General features: G+C 43.1%; 14 protein-coding genes. 12 read left to right on the forward strand and 2 right to left on the reverse strand.

Features of this window, described 5'->3' with window-relative positions:
- Positions 1-56 precede the first annotated feature (56 nt).
- From frr to AC58CZ_RS05070, 10 genes are all read left to right on the forward strand, one after another.
- A complete protein-coding gene (gene frr, locus AC58CZ_RS05025) occupies positions 57-611 on the forward strand; it encodes a ribosome recycling factor (RefSeq protein WP_494223874.1) in 555 nt (184 codons plus the stop codon).
- Positions 612-885: 274 nt separating this feature from the next.
- Positions 886-1,644: a polyprenyl diphosphate synthase gene (gene uppS, locus AC58CZ_RS05030; RefSeq protein WP_071003453.1), complete on the forward strand. Its 759-nt coding sequence runs from the start codon at positions 886-888 to the stop codon at positions 1,642-1,644.
- A gap of 175 nt (positions 1,645-1,819) precedes the next feature.
- Complete coding sequence (locus tag AC58CZ_RS05035) at positions 1,820-2,629, forward strand: phosphatidate cytidylyltransferase (RefSeq protein ID WP_494223873.1); 810 nt, start codon at positions 1,820-1,822, stop codon at positions 2,627-2,629.
- A 189-nt stretch (positions 2,630-2,818) separates the two neighbouring features.
- Positions 2,819-4,027, forward strand: a complete 1,209-nt coding sequence (ispC, locus tag AC58CZ_RS05040) for a 1-deoxy-D-xylulose-5-phosphate reductoisomerase (protein WP_494223872.1) — start codon at positions 2,819-2,821, stop codon at positions 4,025-4,027.
- 116 nt (positions 4,028-4,143) lie between these two features.
- Complete coding sequence (gene rseP, locus AC58CZ_RS05045) at positions 4,144-5,520, forward strand: RIP metalloprotease RseP (protein ID WP_058023668.1); 1,377 nt, start codon at positions 4,144-4,146, stop codon at positions 5,518-5,520.
- 262 nt (positions 5,521-5,782) lie between these two features.
- Positions 5,783-8,203 (forward strand): outer membrane protein assembly factor BamA, encoded by a 2,421-nt coding sequence (bamA, locus tag AC58CZ_RS05050; RefSeq protein ID WP_494223871.1) that lies wholly within the window; start codon positions 5,783-5,785, stop codon positions 8,201-8,203.
- 146 nt (positions 8,204-8,349) lie between these two features.
- Positions 8,350-9,366, forward strand: a complete 1,017-nt coding sequence (lpxD, locus tag AC58CZ_RS05055; RefSeq protein ID WP_494223870.1) for a UDP-3-O-(3-hydroxymyristoyl)glucosamine N-acyltransferase — start codon at positions 8,350-8,352, stop codon at positions 9,364-9,366.
- Positions 9,367-9,414: 48 nt separating this feature from the next.
- Entirely contained in the window at positions 9,415-9,951 is a 537-nt protein-coding gene (gene fabZ, locus AC58CZ_RS05060) for a 3-hydroxyacyl-ACP dehydratase FabZ (RefSeq protein ID WP_494223869.1), read from the forward strand.
- Between the two features lie 173 nt (positions 9,952-10,124).
- Positions 10,125-10,904, forward strand: a complete 780-nt coding sequence (gene lpxA / locus AC58CZ_RS05065) for an acyl-ACP--UDP-N-acetylglucosamine O-acyltransferase (RefSeq protein WP_494223868.1) — start codon at positions 10,125-10,127, stop codon at positions 10,902-10,904.
- A gap of 317 nt (positions 10,905-11,221) precedes the next feature.
- Entirely contained in the window at positions 11,222-12,574 is a 1,353-nt protein-coding gene (locus AC58CZ_RS05070; protein WP_075106239.1) for a sodium-dependent transporter, read from the forward strand.
- A gap of 124 nt (positions 12,575-12,698) precedes the next feature.
- Here the strand turns inward: AC58CZ_RS05070 and tgt are convergent, their stop codons facing one another.
- On the reverse strand, positions 12,699-13,850 hold the full coding sequence (gene tgt / locus AC58CZ_RS05075; protein ID WP_494223867.1) for a tRNA guanosine(34) transglycosylase Tgt: 1,152 nt from the start codon (positions 13,848-13,850) through the stop codon (positions 12,699-12,701).
- 99 nt (positions 13,851-13,949) lie between these two features.
- On the opposite strand from tgt, the gene AC58CZ_RS05080 reads away from it, so the two are divergent.
- Positions 13,950-14,129, forward strand: a complete 180-nt coding sequence (locus AC58CZ_RS05080; RefSeq protein ID WP_494223866.1) for a heme-binding protein — start codon at positions 13,950-13,952, stop codon at positions 14,127-14,129.
- Positions 14,130-14,523: 394 nt separating this feature from the next.
- Here the strand turns inward: AC58CZ_RS05080 and asd are convergent, their stop codons facing one another.
- Positions 14,524-15,657 (reverse strand): aspartate-semialdehyde dehydrogenase, encoded by a 1,134-nt coding sequence (gene asd / locus AC58CZ_RS05085; protein ID WP_494223865.1) that lies wholly within the window; start codon positions 15,655-15,657, stop codon positions 14,524-14,526.
- Between the two features lie 455 nt (positions 15,658-16,112).
- Here asd and AC58CZ_RS05090 point away from each other — a divergent pair, with 455 nt between their 5' ends.
- On the forward strand, positions 16,113-17,243 hold the full coding sequence (locus AC58CZ_RS05090; protein ID WP_494223864.1) for an endonuclease/exonuclease/phosphatase family protein: 1,131 nt from the start codon (positions 16,113-16,115) through the stop codon (positions 17,241-17,243).
- Positions 17,244-17,685 lie beyond the last annotated feature (442 nt).

Genomic DNA, 17,685 nt, shown 5'->3' on the forward strand with positions numbered 1-17,685 from the left:
ACAAATATCCCAATAGCAAATAAAAATTTGTCGATAGCGATAAATAAGGACACACAATGATTAAAGAGATTAAGCAAGACGGCGAAGCACGCATGCAAAAAACGTTGGAAGCGCTTGAGAGCACTTTCAGTAAAGTTCGCACTGGACGTGCACACCCAGGTATGTTGTCAGGCGTGATGGTCAGCTACTACGGTGCACCAACCCCCCTAAATCAAGTCGCCAGCGTCAACGTTGAAGACTCACGTACGTTATTGGTTCAACCGTTTGACCGTACGATGGTACAAGCAGTAGACAAAGCCATTCGCGAAGCAGATTTGGGTCTAAACCCAATGACTGCTGATGTGATTCGTGTGCCCATGCCAGCGCTGACCGAAGACACCCGCCGCGATATGCAAAAACTTGCTCGCGGAGAAGCAGAGAGCAGCCGTGTGTCTATCCGTAATATTCGCCGTGATATGATGAATGACATCAAAGATCTAGCAAAAGAGAAAGAAATCTCAGAAGATGATGAGCGCCGTGCTAACGATGACATCCAAAAAATCACTGACAAGTACATTGAAACTATCGATAGCCGCCTGAGCAGAAAAGAAAGCGATTTGATGGAAGTTTAATACTGATCCATTTGGTATTTATAGCAAGAATCAATTCGGTAGATTATCTGTAATTTAGCAGCCAATATCTTGTAGTTATTGGCTGTTTATTATGATATGGATAATATGATTTATTAATGTGAGTGCAGTTTACTGATATTTCTCAAATATATTGTAAGCTATAAAAATTTTGATCGCTAAATTATGATAAATTTGTGAATTATTTACATGGCGCTTTTTAATCGCCACTGCACACGTTATTATTATTTTACCTTAACAATAAGCAAGTTTGCCTATGTCCACTTCAGCCGTTACGGCTCCTAACATTCTTCCTCGTCATATCGCTATTATCATGGATGGTAATAACAGATATGGCAAAGCCAATAACCTGGGTAAAGGTCAAGGTCACATAGCTGGTAAAACTGCTTTAGACCCTATCGTAGAATATTGTGTCGAGACCGGTATTGAAGTACTGACTGTTTTTGCTTTCTCTAGCGAAAATTGGCAGCGACCACCTAGTGAAGTTGCACTATTAATGCAGTTGTTGGCATCGACCATTGATGAGCAAATGCCGCGTATGAAAAAATACTGTATTCGCTTACGTTTTATCGGTGATCGCAGTCAGCTTAGTGAAGAATTACAAGCGTTAATGGCGGATGCCGAAGCAGAAACTGCAAGCTTTGATGCCATGACATTAGTCATTGCGATTAGCTACGGTGGACAATGGGATATTGCTCATGCAGCAAAACAGCTGGCACAACAAGTGCAGGCAGGTGAGTTGAGGGCTGAAGATATTAGTGCAGAAATGCTCGGTGAGCAAGTACAACTGGCAGACGCTCCAGCAGTAGACATGCTGGTTCGTACTGGTGGTGATTATCGAATATCGAATTTTTTATTATGGCAAGCGGCCTATGCAGAGTTGTTTTTCACGCCAACTTTATGGCCAGATTTTGTTCCAGAAGAGCTGGCTTCGATGATGGCTGAGTTTGCACAGCGTCAACGCCGTTTTGGTAAAACCAGCGAGCAGGTAGGGATAGAGCAGCATAGTCGCTGATGCAATAGTAGCCATAAAAATTCAGACAGTATTCTCTAGGTCGCTAATACCGCTTGCTTACGAGATGATAAACCGTTTTAATGAGGGTCAATGCTATTAATGGGCACAGGTCTATCAACTGTTATAATGCATTTTTTTGACTGTACCTTCTTCATTATTATAAGGCTCGATAAGTATGTGGCAACGAATTAGAACGGCAATAGTTCTCGTTATTATCGTTGGTATTGCAATGTTTGCGAGCCAAACCCCTATTTTATTCGCACCGCTTTTAGCCGTTGGCGTCATTATCGCAGCTCATGAGTGGGCGAAGTTGATGCCGAAGTGGCGTCAACCTATTGTCTTTGTGCTATTAGTTTTAGTGATAACTGTCGTATCGCTTATGTTGAAGGTGACTTGGTTATTCTGGTGGACGGCCTCGTTTGTCATATGGCTGATGGCATTGTCTTGGGTACGTGCATTCCCAACACAGACAAAATGGTACGGAAAACATCTAGCGTTGTTGGGTGTGGTTATTTTGACAGCCTCTATTACTGCGATTTTTTACCTCTGGCAGCTATCAGCATGGTGGCTACTTTATGTGTTTTTATTGGTCTGGTGTGCTGATAGCGGTGCTTATTTTGTTGGTCGTAAGCTTGGCCGCCGAAAAATGGCACCCAATGTCTCACCCAATAAGAGTATGGAAGGATTGGTCGGCGGTTTGATTACAGGTCTACTGGTAGTCGTTGCGATCAGTGTGTTTAAGCTACAACTGACGGGCGCAGCGCTAGTCGCCTTTGTGGCACTATCGGCGCTAACGATTCTGGCTTCTGTGCTTGGTGATCTTTTTGAATCAATGCTCAAGCGCCGTGCTGATGTCAAAGACTCTGGTACCATCTTACCAGGGCATGGTGGTGTACTTGATCGTATTGATTCATTGCTATCTGCAACTCCGATATTTGCACTTGGCTTTTGGGCGATACAGCAGCTAGGTTTGATTGTGGTATAAGACTTTGATTGTGGTATAAGACAAAGTCACTTAGCTGACTTTATGGTGTGATAAGTAAGCGAAGTGACCGTTTTGGTTAGTCTTTTACAACGGTCTTATTTGTTACTACATAGTCTTATTATCCTTTATATTTTTTAAACCTCATTTATTCTTTTCTCCTTCTCTAAATATTAAATATCATAGGCATTAATGGTTATGACGCAACGCATCGCCGTACTAGGCGCGACAGGCTCGATAGGCGATAGCACGTTAGCAATATTAGCGGCGCAACCGCAACATTATGAAGTTTATGCATTGTCAGGCTACCACCGTTTAGATAAGCTATTTGCGCTTTGTCAGCAGTTTTTGCCTAAGCGCGTCAGCGTGCCAACAGCCGCTGTGGATGATTTTGCCAAAAAGCTTAAAGCAGCAGGGATTGATAGTGATGTAGTAGGGGGTGAGGAAGGTCTAGTAGATATAGCCACTGATTCACAAACTGATACGGTTGTTGCTGCCATCGTAGGCGCAGCAGGACTGCCTTCTACCTTAGCCGCAGCACGCGCAGGTAAGCGTATTTTGCTCGCCAATAAAGAAGCGCTGGTGATGGCAGGGCAGGTCATGATCAATGCGGTCAAAACACATAATGCGACGTTGTTACCCCTCGACTCTGAGCACAATGCTATTTTCCAGTGCTTACCACTCGCTATTCAGCAAGACAATACCCAAATTCATCAGCCAAATCATGGTGTACGCAAACTGTGGTTGACGGCTTCAGGTGGCCCATTTTTGCAGCAGTCTTTTGAGCAGATGCAGCAAGCAACTGTCGCAGAGGCAGTCAAGCACCCTAACTGGTCAATGGGCCAGAAGATATCTGTCGACTCAGCCACAATGATGAATAAAGGGCTTGAGTTGATCGAGGCTTGTCATTTGTTTGATCTGCCTGAAAATAAGATAAATGTGGTCATTCATCCACAAAGTATCATTCACTCAATGGTAGAATATAGCGATGGTAGCTTTTTGGCACAGCTTGGCAGTCCAGATATGAAAACCCCAATTGCCCATGCGCTCAGTTACCCGAGCCGTATTGATAGCGGTTCGCAGCCATTAGATTTATATGCACTTAGTGGTTTGGAGTTCATTGAGCCTGATCTGCAAAAATTTGCCTGTCTACGCCTTGCTCGTCAAGCAATGCAAGCAGGTACGCAGGCGACTATTGTACTAAATGCAGCCAACGAAATCGCAGTGGCGGCGTTTTTGGATGGACAAATTCGTTTAACTGACATTGCTGATATCAATGAGCGTGCCTTAAACGATATACAGCTGCCACCATTAACTGAAACGGCTGATATAGAAGATATATTAGCCATTGACAAGATAGCGCGTCACCTTACTGATAAGCTTGTGGCAAAATTGGCATAATCGTAGCCATCATTAGCCATAAATAGCCTCTTGGTTAAAAATGGTACTAATAAACGATATCAGTGAAGATGTTGATGTTGATAAAAGATGCTAAGCAACAATACTGAGAAAAGATCATGACGTTTTTATTAACGCTTCTTGCGGCAATATTTGTCTTAGGTCCACTCATTGCCTTACATGAGTGGGGGCACTATATCGTGGCACGGATGTGCGGCGTCAAAGTATTAACGTACTCTATCGGTTTTGGCCCTAAACTATTTGGTTGGACCAGCAAAAAAAGTGGCATCGATTATCGTATCTCAGCATTGCCACTGGGCGGCTATGTCAAAATGCTTGATGAGCGTGAAGGCAATGTCGCAAAAGATGAACAGCATCTTGCGTTTAATTATCAGCATCCGCTCAAGAAGATTGCGATTGTCGCCGCTGGGCCTATCATGAATTTCATCATTGCTATTGCGCTCTTTTGGGTGTTGTTTATGACGCCGTCTGAGCAATTGGCTACCAAAATTGGGCAAGTACTGCCAGATACTCCAGCTGCGATGGCGCAGTTACCTGTCGGTGATAAGATTGTTGCGATTGATGGGCACGATGTACAGACGTGGGAAGGTATCAATTATCGCCTTGCAGGACGGATGGGTGAGACAGACAATGTGAGTATTACACTACAGTCAGATGCTCAAACCAATCAGTCGATCAAAACCTATCAAGCACCAGTCACACAATTTATGCAGGGTGATGCACAAGGTAAAGATGCATTGACCAGCTTTGGTATGTTACCGTGGCAGCCACAGATTGCCCCGATTGTCGGTGAATTGGCGCCTGATGGTGCGGCTAGCCGTCAAGGTCTACAGGTGGGCGATCGTATTACCGCCATCAATAATCAAAACATTGACGATTGGATTAGCGCCACGCGTATTATTCGTGATAATCCCGAGGTGTTACTTGATTTTACCGTATTGCGTGATGACAAAACGGTGCAATTGCAAATTATGCCGCAAGGTAAAAAAGACAACTTGGGTAATGATTACGGTCAAATTGGCGCCATGGTTGATCAGACTGAGATTGTTATTCCTGATGCCTACAAAACCACCGTGGTTTATGGCCCTGGCGAGTCATTGGTCAAGTCGTTCGAGAAGACTGAGCAGCTAGCCGTGATGACGGTAAGCTCGATGGGGAAAATGCTCTCAGGTATGATTGGTCTGGATAACTTGTCAGGTCCGATTACCATTGCCAAAGTCGCCAAGCAAAGCTTTGATATCAGTTGGCAGATGGTATTATCGACGGCTGCATTGATTAGCCTGAGTCTTGCTGTATTGAACCTGTTACCGATTCCAGTATTGGATGGTGGTCATATCGTTTATCATTTTATCGAACTGATTCGCGGTAAACCGCTCTCTGAAGGGGTGCAAATGGTGGGGTTAAATATCGGTTTACTCTTACTGGCAGGTTTCATGGTGTTAGCAATTGGTAATGACATCAGTAGGCTGTTTTGACCGGTTAATGAGTAATGTAATCAATAAAGCACGATATACTAATGGTTTAATGGCTCTTACGCTTTGATTGTTGCTATTATACGCAAGATAATTTGTGTCATAGCCTCTGTACTAATCGTAATTTTTAGTTTATTTTGTGATTCTTTTTATATAAAGTGTTCTGAGTCAGGCATGCATGGAGTTGCGACTTTGTGCAAATGGGCTGGACAACATATGCTTTTTAACTTAACTTTAGCAAGTTTTTTATTGACGGATAGTGTTTATGCGTACGCCTTTATTTATGAGCGCGGCTGGGTTGCCGTTAGTTGTAGCGATGATGAGTATGCCGGTACAGGCTGCAGAATTTGTAGTGACTGACATCGGTTTCAATGGCTTACAACGCCTAACCCCTGATAGCCTCTATCCGGTTCTACCTATTACGGTAGGAGATACGGTAAATGACAGTAGCTTAGCTGCCAGTATCAAGGCACTATACGCCACTGAAAACTTTGCTGATATTCAAAGCCGTGTCGAAGGTGGCAATCTAAGGTTTGATGTTATTGAACGTCCAACCATTGCCGAAGTGAATTTTGAAGGTAACAAACTCATTCCCAAAGAAGGGCTTGAGCAAGGCCTTGGGAATGCTGGACTGTCTGTCGGTAATGTACTGAAGCAATCGACCCTGCAAGGCGTTGCTAATGAGCTGCAACAGCAGTATATCAGCCAAGGTTACTACAACAGTAATATTGAAGTAGATCAGACGGTACTTGATGGTAACCGCGTCAAACTTGATGTGCGCTTCATCGAAGGTAAGCCTGCCAAAGTGGTCGATATCAATGTGATTGGCAACAAACACTTTAGTGATGAAGAGATCAAAGATATCTTTGCTGTAAAAGAATCATCATGGACACGCTTGCTATCAAAATCTGATCGATATGCACAAGAAAAACTGGCCGCCAGTTTAGACAATTTAAAAGCATTGTATCAAAACGATGGTTATGTGCGTTTCGCAGTAGATAACGCGGTACTCAATATTAGTGAAGATAAACGTAGTGTGTTCATCGAAGTCAGTTTGAGTGAAGGTGAGCAGTATCAGTTTGGTGACGTCAATTTCTTAGGTAAGCCTACTTTTGATAACGACGAACTAAAAGAGTTGGTTACTTTTGCGCCTAATGAAAAATATTCACAGGCCAAACTGGATGACACCACAGCTGCGCTCAAAAGACGCTATGGTAACGAAGGGTATTATTTAGCTCAAGTTAGACCTGTACCACGCATTAATGACGACACCAAAATGGTTGACGTGGATTATTATATCGATCCTGCACGTCCTATTTATGTTCGCCGTATCAACTTCACAGGCAATCTAAAAACTCAAGATGAAGTATTGCGCCGTGAGATGCGTCAGTTAGAAGGCTCTCTTGCCTCTAGCGAAAAAATCCAGCTTTCACGTACACGTCTTATGCGTACCGGTTTCTTCAAAGCTGTTAACGTTGATGTAAAACCAGTACCCAATCAGCCAGATCAAGTAGATGTCAACTATACCGTAGAAGAGCAACCTTCTGGTAGTTCAACGATTGCAGCAGGTTACTCGCAGAGCGGCGGTGTTACTTTTCAGTTGGATTTAACCCAAAATAACTTTATGGGCACTGGTAACCGCGTTAAAGCCGCACTATCACGCTCAGAGACACGTGATTCGTATAGCTTAGGATATACCGATCCATACTTTACAGAAAATGGCGTCTCACAAGGGGTGAGTGCTTACTATCGCGAAACCAAATACGATGATAGAAACGTCAGTAATTATGTCACTGATGCCTACGGTGCTACGCTAAATTATAGCTATCCTGTGGATGAGACCAAGCGTGTCAGTGCTGGTCTAAATGTCGACAACACGACAGTACGTGGTGGTCGTTTCCTCGGCATATCAAACGCACAAGAAATCATCGATGATGGCGGTACTGTTGAAGACTTCACTGGAGATTTCGAAGGTCGTACTGGCTTTAAAAATGATTATCAGACTTACAACTTACTATTGGGCTGGGACTACAGCACACTAGATCGCCCAGTGTTTCCGACCAAAGGCATGAGTCACACTGTTGATGCTACCATTGGCCTTGGCGATTCTAGCTATCAGAAACTCGTTTATCGCGGCAACGTGTATTATCCGCTTTATAAAGATTGGATCGCGCGCGGTTATACCAAACTTGGCTATGGTAATGATTTGCCATTCTATGAAAACTTCTACGCGGGTGGTTATGGTTCAGTACGTGGTTATGAGTCTTCAACGTTAGGACCTAAGTCGCAAGCTTATTATGATGCTATTAACGATCCCGCTAATCAGACGTATAGTACAGAAGAGGTTGGTGGTAATGCGTTAGTTAGTTTTGGTACCGAGCTAATTCTACCAATGCCGTTTAAAGGCGATTGGGCAGATCAAGTGCGTCCAGTACTATTTGCTGAAGGTGGTCAGGTATTCGATACAAGTGACAAAGAAGACCGTACCTTCGTTAATCCTGGCACCGGTGAGGATACAGGTGTACCACTATTGACCCAAGACAACGAATTCCGTTTTAGTGCAGGTGCAGGTGTGACTTGGTATACACCAATTGGTCCAATTTCACTCAGCTATGCCGTACCTTTTGGTGATAAAGAAGGCGACGAAACTGAAAAAGTCCAGTTCCAGATTGGTAATACATTCTAGATCGCCAATATTATCTAAATATATCTAATCGTTCTCAAATATTTGTCTAAGTAAGTTAGAATGTCATTAGTTTCCAGTAGGTCGTCAAAACACATTGTTATTTTGACGACCGTTTTATATATAACAATAGTCTATTAATAGTCATTATGATAACGATTGAGCAACTTATCACTCGGATTGAGCAGCGTCAGCCCATTATCAATAAGGCTGATATTAGTGCTGAGCAGTTACGTCACCCATTTAACAGTGTTGGAAGTTTGACTACTGCTGACCAAAAGCAGCTAAGCTTTTTGGCAAACCCTCACTATATCTCTAGTTTGTCCGGTAGCCAAGCAGGTGCAGTATTGGTCACCCAAGCGTATCGTGACCAAGTACCTGAGTCGGCCTTAGCGTTGGTTGTCTCTGACCCATACCTAGCTTATGCCAGCGCTAGCCAACTATTTGCCCGTCAGTCACTATCTGCTGGAATCCATCCTAGTGCTGTGATCTCTGATAGCGCTGTGATTGGTGATCAGGTCAATATTGGTCCTTTTTGTGTGATTGGAGATTATGTGCAGATAGGCGCGCGTAGCTCACTAGAGGCGCATGTGGTCATCGAGGCACATACTGAGATTGGGACTGATTGTGTTATCAAATCGCAAGTCGTTATTGGACATAATTGTCTCATTGGTAATCACGTCAGACTACATGCGGGCGCGAGTATCGGTGCTGAAGGGTTTGGCTTTGCGCCTACTAAAGACCCGAGCGTATCAGGCTGGGAGCGTATTGCGCAGTTAGGCCGCGTGGTGATTGGTGATCATGCGCGTATTGGTAGTCATACCTGTATTGATCGCGGTGCTATCGATGATACGGTTATTGGCAATCATGTGATTATTGATAATTTAGTCCAAATCGCCCATAACGTACGTGTTGGAGATGGTACGGCGATTGCCTCCCAAACGGGTGTCGCAGGTAGTACGACAATTGGCAAACGCTGTATCATCGGCGGCGCTGTCGGTATCACAGGCCATATCGAAATCACAGATGATGTTGTCTTATCTGGTATGACCATGGTCACTAAATCGATCAAAACGGCTGGCTCATACTCTTCTGGAACAGCTGCTATGCCAACTGCGCACTGGCGACGTGCGGCGGTGCGTTTTCGTCAGATGGGCCGTGACTAATACGAATACAAACAATCAATATTTTAAATGCTGCAAGGAAGCCTCATTATGAGCAATACCTACATAGATACTCCAACTGACGAAGACATTGCAAAGTTGGCTGAGCAGGGTCTTACATTACCACTAACGTATCATACGATTAAACACTATTTGCCGCATCGCTATCCTTTTATGCTGATCGATAGAGTTGTCGCTTGTACGCCTGGTGAATGCATTACGGGTATCAAAAATGTGACCATTAATGAAGAGTTTTTTAATGGGCATTTTCCTGACGAGCCAATCATGCCAGGGGTATTGATGGTAGAGGCAATGGCACAGGTTTCAGGCATACTTGGGTTCATTACCGCAGGTCTGACTTCAGAAGATGGCTATCTGTATTTGTTTGCTGGTGTGGATAAAGTGCGTTTTAAGCGCCGAGTCATTCCTGGTGATCAACTCACCATTCGTGCCAAGACAGTGATGCAGCGCCATGGTATTTATAAGTTTGATTGTACGGTGCATGTCGAAGACGAACTTGCTGCGAGTGCTCAAATCATGATTGCGCGTCAAGAGCAGCAAAAAATCAAAGACAGTAAAAGTGCCTAAGTTTGTAATAAGTTAGCATTCATAAAGCGCTATATCGAATCGATCTTCACAATTATAATGAGCTATTATATTGATATTTAACAAAGCAGCGGATATTGGCCTCATTCATTAAGCCAAACTGGCTGTATTTGGCTGACTATTTATTTGCATTAAATGATACAAGGGCCCACATCATGAGTCAGATTCACCCTACAGCACTCATTTCACCATCTGCACAGATTGATGAGACTGCCATCATTGGTCCCTACTGTATCGTTGGTGATGAGGTGTCAATTGGACCACATACTGTGTTGCATCGGCATGTCGTTGTAACTAGGTTGACTCGTATTGGTGCGTATAACCAGTTTTATCAGTTCGCGAGTGTTGGAGAGGATCCTCAGGATCTAAAGTATGCAGGTGAGCGTACTTGGCTTGAGATTGGCGATCACAATACGATTCGCGAAGCTTGTAGCCTACATCGCGGTACTGCACAAGATAGTGAGCTAACCAAGATAGGTAGTCATAACTTGTTGATGGTCAATACTCATGTGGCGCATGATTGTGTGATTGGCGATCATAATGTGCTGGCAAATAATGTGGGTGTTGCAGGTCATGTGACTATCGGCAGCCATACAATCATCGGTGGCAATTCAGGTATTCATCAGTTTTGTACAGTAGATGATTACAGCTTAATCGGCGGTGCTAGTTTGATTTTAAAAGACGTCGCAGCGTTTACGATGGTGTCTGGTAATCCAGCAAAAGCTCATGGTCTAAATATCGAAGGCATGCGCCGAAAAGATTGGTCGAAAGAAACCATTGATGTCCTACGCCAAGCGTATCGTACTATTTTTAGATCCGGTTTGACGACAGCGCAAGCTTTAGAGGTTCTGCAAGGTGAGCTACTATCTCAAGAGCCAAAAGTTCAATTGTTGATTGATTCACTACAAAAAAGTCGTCGCGGGGTGGTGCGTTAAACGCATATTGAGCTACGATAGAAGCTAGGCTAGATAGTCGTTTTTTACAGTTTTAATCTGCCTAAATTTTATTAATAAAAGATAATATTGCTGAAAGCCATAACCAATTGTTATGGCTTTTTATATTTATGAGTGCTTGACTTTTTTGGTCGCTTAGCAGAAACTGAGCGTTTATGATATTGTAAACAATTCTTTCTTAATGTTACGGGGCACTCCATATTGAAGTGTTTACTAAATAGTTTGATAGTAGTAGTGACTATTTATGATGATCAAGGAGGATTGTCAGTAGCGTTATTTGAAGTACGAGGACGCAAAAAATGGCTATCAATAAACAAGAACATGCACAATGGAGCTCAAGTTTTGGCTTCGTGTTAGCGGCAGTAGGTTCAGCAGTAGGTTTGGGAAATATATGGAAGTTTCCATATATGGTGGGTGAGAGCGGTGGTTCAGCTTTCGTTATCGCTTATTTATTCTGTATCGCGCTAGTCGGTTTTCCAATATTAGTTGCTGAATGGCTCATTGGTCGCCGTGGACAAAAAAACCCAGTCAACACGTTTGCGGATGTGGCTGCTAGCGAAGGTAAATCTCGTAGCTGGACCATCGTTGGTGCTACTGGTATTTTGGGTGGCTTTTTAATTCTATCCTTCTATAGTGTGATCGGTGGTTGGGCACTTAACTATATCACCAAAGTGGCGTCAGGCAGCTTTACAGGTCAAGATAGTGATTCTGTGGCTGCGACCTTTGATGCGATGCTAGCATCAGCCGGTACATTGACGATTTGGCACACTGTATTCATGATTTTAACGGCCGTTATCGTTGGTATTGGTGTAACGAGTGGTATCGAAAAAGCAGCCAAGATTTTGATGCCACTATTGGGTGTGATCCTTTTCGTTATCGTTGGTTATAACATAATGAATGGCGGTTTTGGTGAGGCAGTTGCTTATTTGTTCACGCCAGACATGAGCAAGCTGACGGCTGACGTTATGCTTGCAGCATTAGGTCATGCCTTCTTCACGCTATCGATTGGTATGGGCATCATGGTTGCTTATGGTTCGTATTTGGGCCGCGAAGTGAACTTGCTAAAAACTGCACGTACCGTTGTTATTTTGGATACGGTTATCGCTTTGGCGGCTGGTTTAGCCATTTTCCCAATTATCTTTAGTAACGGTCTAGATCCTGCGTCAGGTCCTGGTCTGATCTTCGTCAGCTTACCGATTGCTTTTGGTAGCATGAGTGCGGGTACTATCATTGGTGCATTGTTCTTTTTGCTTATTACCTTTGCAGCTGTCACCTCATCTATCTCATTACTAGAGCCAACGGTTGAGCTGCTAGAAGAGCGTACGTCGATGAGCCGTACCGTATCGACTATCGTTGCCAGTACTGTGATTTGGCTATTAGGCATTGCCGCATTGTTATCGTTTAACCTATGGTCTGAATTTACTATCATGGGTAATGGTATTTTTGATGCACTAGACAAGATTACCAGTAAGTTCCTGTTACCTCTAACAGGTCTTGCGGCTATCGTATTTGTTGGTTGGAAAATGGATCAGCGTAGTATTCAGCAAGAGCTTGGTTTATCTAATGCGACATGGCAGCTTTGGCAAATTGTTGCAAAATTCATCGCGCCAATCGCTGTGATCGTGGTATTTGTTACCTCACTGATGGGCTAATAGTTATTTACAATGATTTAGACATGTAAATCATTGAGTGATAAAAGCAGCACACATAAAAAGGGCTTAAGATAATTCTTAAGCCCTTTTTATGTCTAATAATATCAATAAATACTAAAATGGATTAACGCAAGTTTAACTCAGGAATGGTTTGTCCACGCTTATTATAAAATTCGCTAACGAATTCATCAAACTGATCTTGCTCAATGGCCTCTCGGATACCTTGCATCAAACGTTGGTAATAGCGTAAGTTGTGAATGGTGGCTAGCTGAGCACCCAGCATCTCTTTACATTTATTAAGATGATACAAATAAGCACGGCTAAAGTTTTGGCAAGTGTAGCAGTCACATTCAGGATCTAATGGGCCTTCGTCGTTACGATACTGGCTATTACGGATACGTACCACACCAGCATTGTCTGCATCGCCCGTCACAAAGTAATGGCCATTACGCGCGTTACGAGTTGGCATCACACAATCGAACATGTCCACACCGCGGCGTACGCCTTCAACTAAATCCTCAGGCTTACCAACGCCCATTAGATAGCGCGGCTTATCTGCTGGCATATCATCAGGCAGGTAGTCTAGGACGTCTATCATCTCTTCTTTTGGCTCACCAACTGAAAGACCGCCGATAGCATAACCATCAAAGCCGATATCTAGCAAACCTTCGAGTGATTGCTGGCGCAAATCGGGATACATACTGCCTTGTACGATACCGAATAATGCGTTGGTGCTACCCAGTCTATTGTGCTCATCAACGCAGCGTTGTCCCCAGCGTAGTGATAGCTCTAGAGATTTCTTTGCTTCATCATGAGTCGCTGGATAAGGCGTACATTCATCGAACTGCATGACAATGTCTGAATTCAAGCTGTACTGGATTTGCATGGATTTTTCAGGAGAAAGAAATACTTTGGCGCCATCGATAGGCGATTTGAAGTTAACCCCTTCTTCGGTAATTTTACGCATGGCCCCCAGACTGAATACTTGGAAGCCGCCTGAATCCGTCAAAATAGGCTTGTCCCAATGCATAAATTTATGCAAGCCGCCAAATTTATCAATCACTTCCGTGCCTGGGCGTAACCAGAGGTGAAAAGTGTTGCCTAAAATGATATCAGCACCAATGGCTTCGATATCACGTGGCAGCATACCTTTGACCGTACCATAAGTCCCAACAGGCATAAAGGCAGGCGTCTGTACGTCGCCATGATTGAGATGAACGGTGCCGCGGCGTGCACGCGTTGCACCGCTGGCTGTTTTATGTAAGACAAATTGCATATGTTAACCGATATATGAGCTATGAAAATGGCGCTAATTATAGCATTGTTAGGGGTTTTTTGGATATTGATATTCATTCTGTCAATATAGTCAGTCAGTATGCAGCAAGATGACGGAAAGCGGCGCGTACAATTCGCGATGCCCAGCAAATATACGATGGAGACGTCACCAAAACCAAATAACCCAGAAGTCGAAATCGTCGAAGTACGAGCTCAAAATGATGACATTATCAAATTCTCAGGATTTACTGGAAGTGATAAAGTAGATAAAAGGACATAAGAACTGCGAAATTGGATGCAAAGCAAACATTTAACGCCTACAGGTGAGCCAGAATTGGCACGTTACGATGAGCCATGAGCATTGCCATTTTTACGTCGTAACGAGGTAATGATTGCGTATGAGCAAAAGTAATACAAGGATACTAGGGCGCTAGGGCATATATAGTTAAGTCTAAATAAAAACGATACAGGATAATAAATTCATTTGATTAAACGCTATTTTTCTTGCTTGCTGTGACTACGTCTCCAGAGGCTGCGAAAAATAGCGTTTAATCTTATTGTATCGATTTTATAGTGAACCGACTATAGTCATTGTTCTTAGCCATTTAGGTTATTGACCGCACAAAAAAGACAGCACTTGCTGTCTTTTTTATCTGATATTTTGGTTATTCGATTTAGTTATTTTGCTCACGAATGATATTCAGCATACGGCGCAATGGTTCTGCTGCGCCCCACAGGAGCTGATCACCAACGGTAAAGGCACCTAAATACTCAGGGCCCATTTTGAGCTTACGCAACCGGCCTAATGCAACTGTTAATGTACCAGTCACTGCGACTGGCGTTAAGCGATTCATAGTGGCTTCTTTGTCGTCTTCGACCAAGTCCAACCACTCGTTGTCGCTATTTTTTAGGGCGGCTTCAATCTCTTCTAGAGGGATATCTTTTTTGAGCTTGATGGTTAGACCTTGCGCATGGCAACGCATTGCCCCGACACGTACACACATACCATCGATAGGAATCGTGCTAGCTTCGTCATTACCAAGAATCTTATTAGTCTCAACGCCGCCTTTCCATTCCTCTTTTGACTGCTTATTTTCTAACTGTACATCGATATAAGGAATCAAGCTACCGGCAAGCGGCACACCAAAGTACTGTGTAGGGAAGTCTGCTGAACGCTGTGTCTGAGCGATTTTCTTATCAATATCAAGAATGGCGCTAGCAGGGTTGGCCAGCTCATCTTGTACAGCGTCATGCAAAACACCCATACCTGAGATAAGCTCACGCATGTTATTGGCACCAGAGCCACTAGCCGCCTGATAGGTCATCGCGCTGACCCATTCGACCCAACCTTTATTGAACAGCTCACCAATAGCCATCAGCATCAAAGATACGGTACAGTTACCACCGATAAAGTCTTTTTTGCCACTGGCTAGGGCGTCATCAATGACGCTGCGATTGACTGGATCAAGAATAATGATGCTATCGTCTTTCATTCGCAGCGTACTTGCCGCATCAACCCAATAGCCAGTCCAGCCGCTATCACGTAGTGGTTGGTGAACTTTTGACGTATAATCACCACCTTGGCAAGTAATAATCACATCACAGGCAGCGAGTGCTTCAATATCATGAGCGTCTTTTAGTTGGCCAGTTTTAATACCGTCGAATTTTGGCGCATCACCACCAGCATTACTGGTTGAAAAAAAGACAGGCGTAATACCGTTAAAGTCATTTTCTTCTTGCATACGTTGAATCAATACTGATCCTACCATGCCGCGCCAGCCTACCAAGCCTACTGTTAAATTACTCATGAAATTCAGTCCTATTTACAATTATTTGTTGCATCACCAACCGATAACAATGCCGTGAATGGTACAAAAAAGCAAGGCGTTTTGGCTATTATTTACTCGTTTTCCATACACTATTAACTATGTGTACTATAACTTTACGTTATTATTAGAGTCGCGCTTAGGTATTGGCAAAATATATTTGGTTGCCTATAAAGAATAAGGCTTTCGATAAAATACTTATTATTTTGATTGGGTAGGTATTGTAAATTTTTATGGCAGTTGTTGCAGAATCGCGACTCATATATAGGCGAAAATCTTATGAAATGCTAAAGTAAGCTTCTAGCATTAATACTTGACGTCAGTTCATTTAAAAATCAGTTCAGTTAAGATAATGATGTGCGTTGTCATGGAGTGAATGGCACAGCACATGTCATTATTGGCCCCATTATCATCTCAATAAACGGTTATCACATACTATGGATCTCTCACTATTATATTACAGCTTACAATGGCTAGCAGGATTCATCGCATTTGTAACGATCTGGGGTTGGGTGCCACTGGATAATTGGTGGGTACGTGGCGTCGAATTCCCACGCATTCAGATAATGGTACTGGGCATTATTGCTTGGATTGGCATGATCATGTTTTTCTCAGAGTGGCAACTGGGACAATGGTTGTTATTTATAGTGCTTAGCATCACGTTAGCGTTCCAGTTAAGAATGGTATTGCCGTATACCAAGCTATGGAAAAAAGAAGTTCAAAAAGCAAAGGACAAACCAGAAGGGCAAGCACATCAATTAAAAATCATGGTGTCAAATGTATTAACACCCAATAATGAAACACAAAAATTGGTTGATTTGGTCAAGCATAGACAGCCCGATATTTTAATTACGCTTGAAACTGATAAAAAATGGGAGAAAGCCTTACAGCAAATTGAGTCTGATTATCCATATACCGTAAAAGTGCCGTTGGACAATCTATATGGTATGCACCTGTACTCTAAGCTTGAGCTCATAGATCCTGAAGTGAAGTACCTAATGATTGATGACATACCTTCTATTCATACGCAGTTACGCTTGCAAGGTGGACGAGTGATTTGGCTATACTGCTTGCATCCTATGCCTCCAAGTCCAACTGAGGCTGATAAATCTACCACGCGTGATGCTGAGCTGTTGATGGTTGGCAAACACATCAAAGAAAATAAGCAAACCGCGATATTGGCTGGTGATCTCAACGATGTGGCATGGTCAAAAACCACGCGCCGCTTTCAGCGTATTTCTGGGCTGCTAGATCCTCGTATTGGGCGACACTTTATCAACACCTTTCATGTCAAATATCCATTTCTGCGTTGGGCATTGGATCACATTTTCCATAGTGCTTGCTTTACAGTAGTTGATATCAAACGTATGCCGTCTATAGGATCTGATCATTTTCCTGTCATGACGACTTTACAATATGAGCCAGAAGAAACGAGCAAGCAGGAAGGCAATGCGCCTACTGCAGAAGCAGAAGATGTAGCAGAAGCAGATAGCAAGATTGAAGAAGGTAAAAAAGAAGGCAAGAAAATGTCAGATGAACGCAAAGAAGCGCAAGGCAGTTTTAGTTGATAAGAAGTGCGACGTATAGGTTAAAGTTTATTCTTATAACGTAAGCATATGCTTACGTCAAATAAGGTCTTTAGCTTCTATTCGTACCAAATTGATTGTCCTATAATACATTCATCAACACAAGGATACGCAAGGATGCAGTGTTGAGACGGTATCAATAAAAGAACAGGTCAGCCCGCTGTCTTATACGTTACTGTTTATGACTTAGGATGAGTCAACATGGAAGAGAGATAATAACAATAACATGAAGCACTGAAGCCCCGAACCAATCGCCCTAGGTTCGGGGCTTTTCTTTGTGCATCCTCTATCGATTTGTAATATTCTTGCCATACACAGCTGAATAGATTGGTTTAACCGTCTGTTAAGTTAATTGTACTTAGGCGGTTTGCTATCCATTATTCTAATTAACTGGCAGTCAATTTCTAAATAAAAAAAGGGTATA

Source organism: Psychrobacter sp. CR212 (genome assembly GCF_059693765.1).

What these genes read in the sequence shown, in the direction of transcription:
- frr (WP_494223874.1), top strand. Translation starts at nt 57, where the DNA reads ATGATTAAAGAGATTAAGCAAGACGGCGAAGCACGCATGCAAAAAACG.
- uppS (WP_071003453.1), top strand. Translation starts at nt 886, where the DNA reads ATGTCCACTTCAGCCGTTACGGCTCCTAACATTCTTCCTCGTCATATC.
- AC58CZ_RS05035 (WP_494223873.1), top strand. Translation starts at nt 1,820, where the DNA reads ATGTGGCAACGAATTAGAACGGCAATAGTTCTCGTTATTATCGTTGGT.
- ispC (WP_494223872.1), top strand. Translation starts at nt 2,819, where the DNA reads ATGGTTATGACGCAACGCATCGCCGTACTAGGCGCGACAGGCTCGATA.
- rseP (WP_058023668.1), top strand. Translation starts at nt 4,144, where the DNA reads ATGACGTTTTTATTAACGCTTCTTGCGGCAATATTTGTCTTAGGTCCA.
- bamA (WP_494223871.1), top strand. Translation starts at nt 5,783, where the DNA reads ATGCGTACGCCTTTATTTATGAGCGCGGCTGGGTTGCCGTTAGTTGTA.
- lpxD (WP_494223870.1), top strand. Translation starts at nt 8,350, where the DNA reads ATGATAACGATTGAGCAACTTATCACTCGGATTGAGCAGCGTCAGCCC.
- fabZ (WP_494223869.1), top strand. Translation starts at nt 9,415, where the DNA reads ATGAGCAATACCTACATAGATACTCCAACTGACGAAGACATTGCAAAG.
- lpxA (WP_494223868.1), top strand. Translation starts at nt 10,125, where the DNA reads ATGAGTCAGATTCACCCTACAGCACTCATTTCACCATCTGCACAGATT.
- AC58CZ_RS05070 (WP_075106239.1), top strand. Translation starts at nt 11,222, where the DNA reads ATGGCTATCAATAAACAAGAACATGCACAATGGAGCTCAAGTTTTGGC.
- tgt (WP_494223867.1), bottom strand. Translation starts at nt 13,850, where the DNA reads ATGCAATTTGTCTTACATAAAACAGCCAGCGGTGCAACGCGTGCACGC.
- AC58CZ_RS05080 (WP_494223866.1), top strand. Translation starts at nt 13,950, where the DNA reads ATGCAGCAAGATGACGGAAAGCGGCGCGTACAATTCGCGATGCCCAGC.
- asd (WP_494223865.1), bottom strand. Translation starts at nt 15,657, where the DNA reads ATGAGTAATTTAACAGTAGGCTTGGTAGGCTGGCGCGGCATGGTAGGA.
- AC58CZ_RS05090 (WP_494223864.1), top strand. Translation starts at nt 16,113, where the DNA reads ATGGATCTCTCACTATTATATTACAGCTTACAATGGCTAGCAGGATTC.